Origin of the sequence: Streptomyces sp. NPDC127190 (assembly GCF_042672505.1) — a bacterium.
Classification (GTDB): Bacteria; Actinomycetota; Actinomycetes; order Streptomycetales; family Streptomycetaceae; genus Streptomyces.
On sequence record NZ_JBHXVE010000010.1, the window covers coordinates 254,052 to 258,118 of the forward strand.

Consider the following 4,067-nt stretch of genomic DNA (forward strand, 5'->3'; position numbering starts at 1 on the left):
CCGCCGCGGCGGGGGGTGTGGGTGGCGGCCCGCGGGGGGCGTCGGCGCCCCGCCGGCCCCCCCCCCCGCGCGCGCGGGGGCGCGGGGGGCGGGGGGGGGGGGGGGGGCCCCCCCCGGCTCTCGTCCTGGTGGCCTGCCGTCAGTAGGACGAGCCGGACGCGCCCAGCGAACCCGTCGGGTGCCAGACCGTCTTCGTCTCCAGGAACGCGGTCATCCGCTCGATCCCCGGCGTCCGGGAGTAGTCCACATCCTGGGGACGCAGCACGCGCTTGAGGTTGTCGGCCGCCGCGATCTCCAGCTCCTTCGCCAGCTCCTCGTCCGCCCCCGCGAGGTCGATCGCGTTGACGTCCTGGTGCGCGGCCAGCGGCGCCGCGATCTCCGCCGTACGGCCGGAGAGGACGTTCACCACACCGCCCGGCACGTCGGAGGTGGCCAGCACCTCGGCCAGGGAGAGCGCCGGCAGCGGGGACTTCTCGCTCGCGACCACCACCGCCGTGTTGCCGGTGGCGATCACGGGCGCGAGCACCGACACCAGGCCCAGGAAGGACGACTCCTGCGGCGCCAGTACGGCGACCACACCCGTCGGCTCCGGGGAGGACAGGTTGAAGAACGGGCCCGCGACCGGGTTGGCGCCGCCGACCACCTGGGCGATCTTGTCGGTCCAGCCCGCGTACCAGACCCAGCGGTCGACGGTCGCGTCCACGACCGCGGCCGCCTTCGACTTGGACAGGCCCTCCGCGTCGGCGACCTCGCGCACGAACTGCTCGCGGCGGCCCTCCAGCATCTCCGCGACGCGGTACAGGACCTGGCCCCGGTTGTAGGCGGTCGCGCCGGACCAGCCGCCGAACGCCTTGCGCGCGGCCACGACGGCGTCCCGGGCGTCCTTACGGCTCGACTGCGGTGCGTTGGCCAGCCAGTTGCCCTTCGAGTCCGTCACCTCGTACACCCGGCCGCTCTCGGAACGCGGGAACTTCCCGCCGACGTACAGCTTGTAGGTCTTGAAGACGCTCAGACGGTTCGGTTCAGACATCGAGGTACGCCTCCAGGCCGTGGCGGCCGCCCTCGCGGCCGAAGCCCGACTCCTTGTAACCGCCGAACGGCGAGGTCGGGTCGAACTTGTTGAACGTGTTGGACCAGATCACGCCCGCGCGGAGCTTGCCCGCGACCGCCAGGATCCGGGAGCCCTTCTCGGTCCAGATGCCCGCCGACAGGCCGTACTGGGTGTTGTTCGCCTTGGCGACCGCCTCGTCCGGGGTGCGGAAGGTGAGCACCGACAGCACCGGGCCGAAGATCTCGTCGCGGGCGATGGTGTGGGCCTGGGTCACGCTGGTGAACACCGTCGGGGCGAACCAGTAGCCGGACGCCGGCAGTTCGCAGGCCGGGGACCAGCGCTCGGCGCCCTCCGCCTCGCCCTGGTCGGCGAGGGCGGTGATCCGGGCCAGCTGCTCGGCGGAGTTGATCGCGCCGATGTCGGTGTTCTTGTCCAGCGGGTCGCCGAGCCGGAGGGTGGACAGCCGGCGCTTCAGGGCCTCCAGCAGCTCGTCCTGGACCGACTCCTGGACCAGCAGCCGGCTGCCCGCGCAGCACACCTGGCCCTGGTTGAAGAAGATGCCGGTGACGATGCCCTCCACCGCCTGGTCGATCGGAGCGTCGTCGAAGACGATGTTCGCGCCCTTGCCGCCCAGTTCCAGGGTGAGCTTCTTGCGGGTGCCCGCGACGGTCCGCGCGATCTCCTTGCCGACCGCGGTGGAGCCGGTGAAGGCGACCTTGTCGACGTCGGGGTGCGCGACGAGCGCGGCGCCCGCGTCGCCGTAGCCCGGCAGGATGTTGACGACACCCTTGGGCAGCCCGGCCTGGCGGCAGATGTCCGCGAAGAACAGCGCGGACAGCGGGGTCGTCTCGGCCGGCTTCAGCACGACCGTGTTGCCGGCCGCCAGCGCCGGGGCGATCTTCCAGGCCAGCATCAGCAGCGGGAAGTTCCACGGGATGACCTGGCCCGCGACGCCCAGCGGACGCGGGTTCGCGCCGAAGCCGGCGTGGTCGAGCTTGTCCGCCCAGCCCGCGTAGTAGAAGAAGTGCGCGGCGACCAGGGGAAGATCGGCGTCGCGCGTCTCCTTGATCGGCTTGCCGTTGTCCAGCGTCTCCAGGACGGCCAGCTCACGGCTGCGCTCCTGGATGATGCGGGCGATGCGGAAGAGGTACTTGGCGCGCTCGGAACCGGGCAGCGCGGACCACTTCTCGAAGGCCTTGCGGGCGGCCCTGACGGCCCGGTCCACGTCCTCGGAGCCGGCCTGGGCGACCTCGGAGAGGACCTCCTCGGTGGACGGCGAGACGCTCTTGAAGACCTTGCCGTCGGCCGCCTCGACGAACTCGCCGTCGATGAACAGGCCGTAGGAGGGGGCGATGTCGACGACCGAGCGGGACTCGGGCGCCGGTGCGTACTCGAAAACCATGATCGATCAGTCCACCGTCACGTAGTCGGGGCCGGAGTAGCGGCCGGTGGCCAGCTTCTGGCGCTGCATCAGCAGGTCGTTCAGCAGCGAGGAGGCGCCGAAGCGGAACCAGTGGTTGTCCAGCCAGTCCGCGCCGACGGTCTCGTTGACCAGGACGAGGAACTTGACGGCGTCCTTGGTGGTGCGGATGCCGCCGGCCGGCTTCACACCGACCTGGATGCCGGTCTGGGCGCGGAAGTCGCGTACGGCCTCCAGCATCAGCAGGGTGTTCGCCGGAGTGGCGTTCACCGCCACCTTGCCGGTCGAGGTCTTGATGAAGTCGGCGCCGGCCAGCATGCCGAGCCAGGAGGCGCGGCGGATGTTGTCGTACGTCGACAGCTCGCCGGTCTCGAAGATGACCTTCAGCCGGGCGTCCGGGCCGCAGGCCTCCTTCACGGCGACGATCTCGTCGTACACCTTCAGGTACTTGCCCGCGAGGAACGCGCCCCGGTCGATGACCATGTCGATCTCGTCGGCGCCCGCGGCGACCGCGTCGCGGACGTCGGCGAGCTTCACGTCGAGGGCGGCGCGGCCGGCCGGGAAGGCGGTGGCGACCGAGGCGACCTTGACGCCGGAACCGGCGACGGCCTCCTTGGCGGCGGCCACCATGTCGGGGTAGACGCAGACCGCGGCCGTGGCCGGGGTGGTGCGGTCCGTCGGGTCGGGGTGGACCGCCTTGGCGCCGAGCGCCCGGACCTTGCCCGGGGTGTCCGCGCCTTCCAGCGTCGTCAGGTCGACCATCGAGATGGCGAGGTCGATGGCGTACGCCTTCGCGGTGGTCTTGATGGAACGGGTGCCGAGAGACGCGGCCCGCGCCTCCAGGCCGACCGCGTCGACGCCGGGCAGCCCGTGCAGGAAGCGGCGCAGCGTGCTGTCGGACGCGGTGACGTCGGTGAGCGCGTGTGCTGGGGGAGCAGTGGTGGGCATGGTCACCAGACGAGCATATCTACGCGCGTAGCGGCTGTACAGCCCCGGTGCTCGTTCTGCCGGAGTGGATCACGGATGAGCGGTGCGGCCGGGGCGCGTGGGGATACCGGTGATGCTGTCGTGCACAATCGGGGCCATGACGACCCCGGACCACGAGTCACCCGCGCCCGAGCCTTCGGCGCCCGCTGTCAAAGACCGCGTCTACCGCTCGCCCCTGGGCATGGCGGGCGGGGTGCTGCTGCTCGCGGTCGTGGGCTGGCTGGGCATCGACGCGCTGGTCCACGGGCATGGCCGCGCGCCCTGGCTGGCGCTGGCCACGCTGATCCTGATCGTCCCGCTGGTGATCGCCTTCACCCTCCGCCCGGCCGTCTTCGCCGGCGAGGACCGGCTGCGGATCCGCAATCCCTTCCGGCTGATCACCGTGCCCTGGGGCGAGGTGAGCGCACTGCGCTCCGGCTTCTCCAACGAGGTCGTCGCCACGTCCGGCAAGAAGTACCAGCTGTGGTCCATCCCGGTGTCGCTGCGCGCCCGCAAGAAGGCCGAGGCGCGCACGGCGCGGGGCGCGGCGGAAGCGGCCCGGGGGGGGGGCCGCGGCGGGGGGCGGTTTGGCGGGCGGGGGGGGCGCGGCACAGGCGGCGTGCGGTGTCT

Annotated in this window: 4 protein-coding genes; 1 reads left to right on the forward strand and 3 read right to left on the reverse strand. The window is 71.9% G+C overall.

Features of this window, described 5'->3' with window-relative positions; genetic code table 11:
* Positions 1-139 precede the first annotated feature (139 nt).
* The 3 genes from ACFVIU_RS18335 to deoC are packed head-to-tail and all read right to left on the reverse strand — an operon-like array spanning position 140 to position 3,419.
* Positions 140-1,030, reverse strand: coding sequence for an aldehyde dehydrogenase family protein (locus ACFVIU_RS18335; protein ID WP_385843558.1), 891 nt, complete (start codon positions 1,028-1,030; stop codon positions 140-142).
* Complete coding sequence (locus ACFVIU_RS18340) at positions 1,023-2,453, reverse strand: aldehyde dehydrogenase family protein (RefSeq protein WP_385843560.1); 1,431 nt, start codon at positions 2,451-2,453, stop codon at positions 1,023-1,025. Before ACFVIU_RS18340 ends, ACFVIU_RS18335 begins: the two co-directional genes overlap by 8 nt.
* 6 nt (positions 2,454-2,459) lie before the next feature.
* Positions 2,460-3,419: a deoxyribose-phosphate aldolase gene (gene deoC, locus ACFVIU_RS18345; protein WP_385843578.1), complete on the reverse strand. Its 960-nt coding sequence runs from the start codon at positions 3,417-3,419 to the stop codon at positions 2,460-2,462.
* A 136-nt stretch (positions 3,420-3,555) separates the two neighbouring features.
* Between deoC and ACFVIU_RS18350 the strand changes: the two genes are divergently transcribed.
* Positions 3,556-4,067, forward strand: a 512-nt coding sequence (locus ACFVIU_RS18350; RefSeq protein ID WP_385843561.1) for a PH domain-containing protein, incomplete at its 3' end; no start/stop codon positions are given.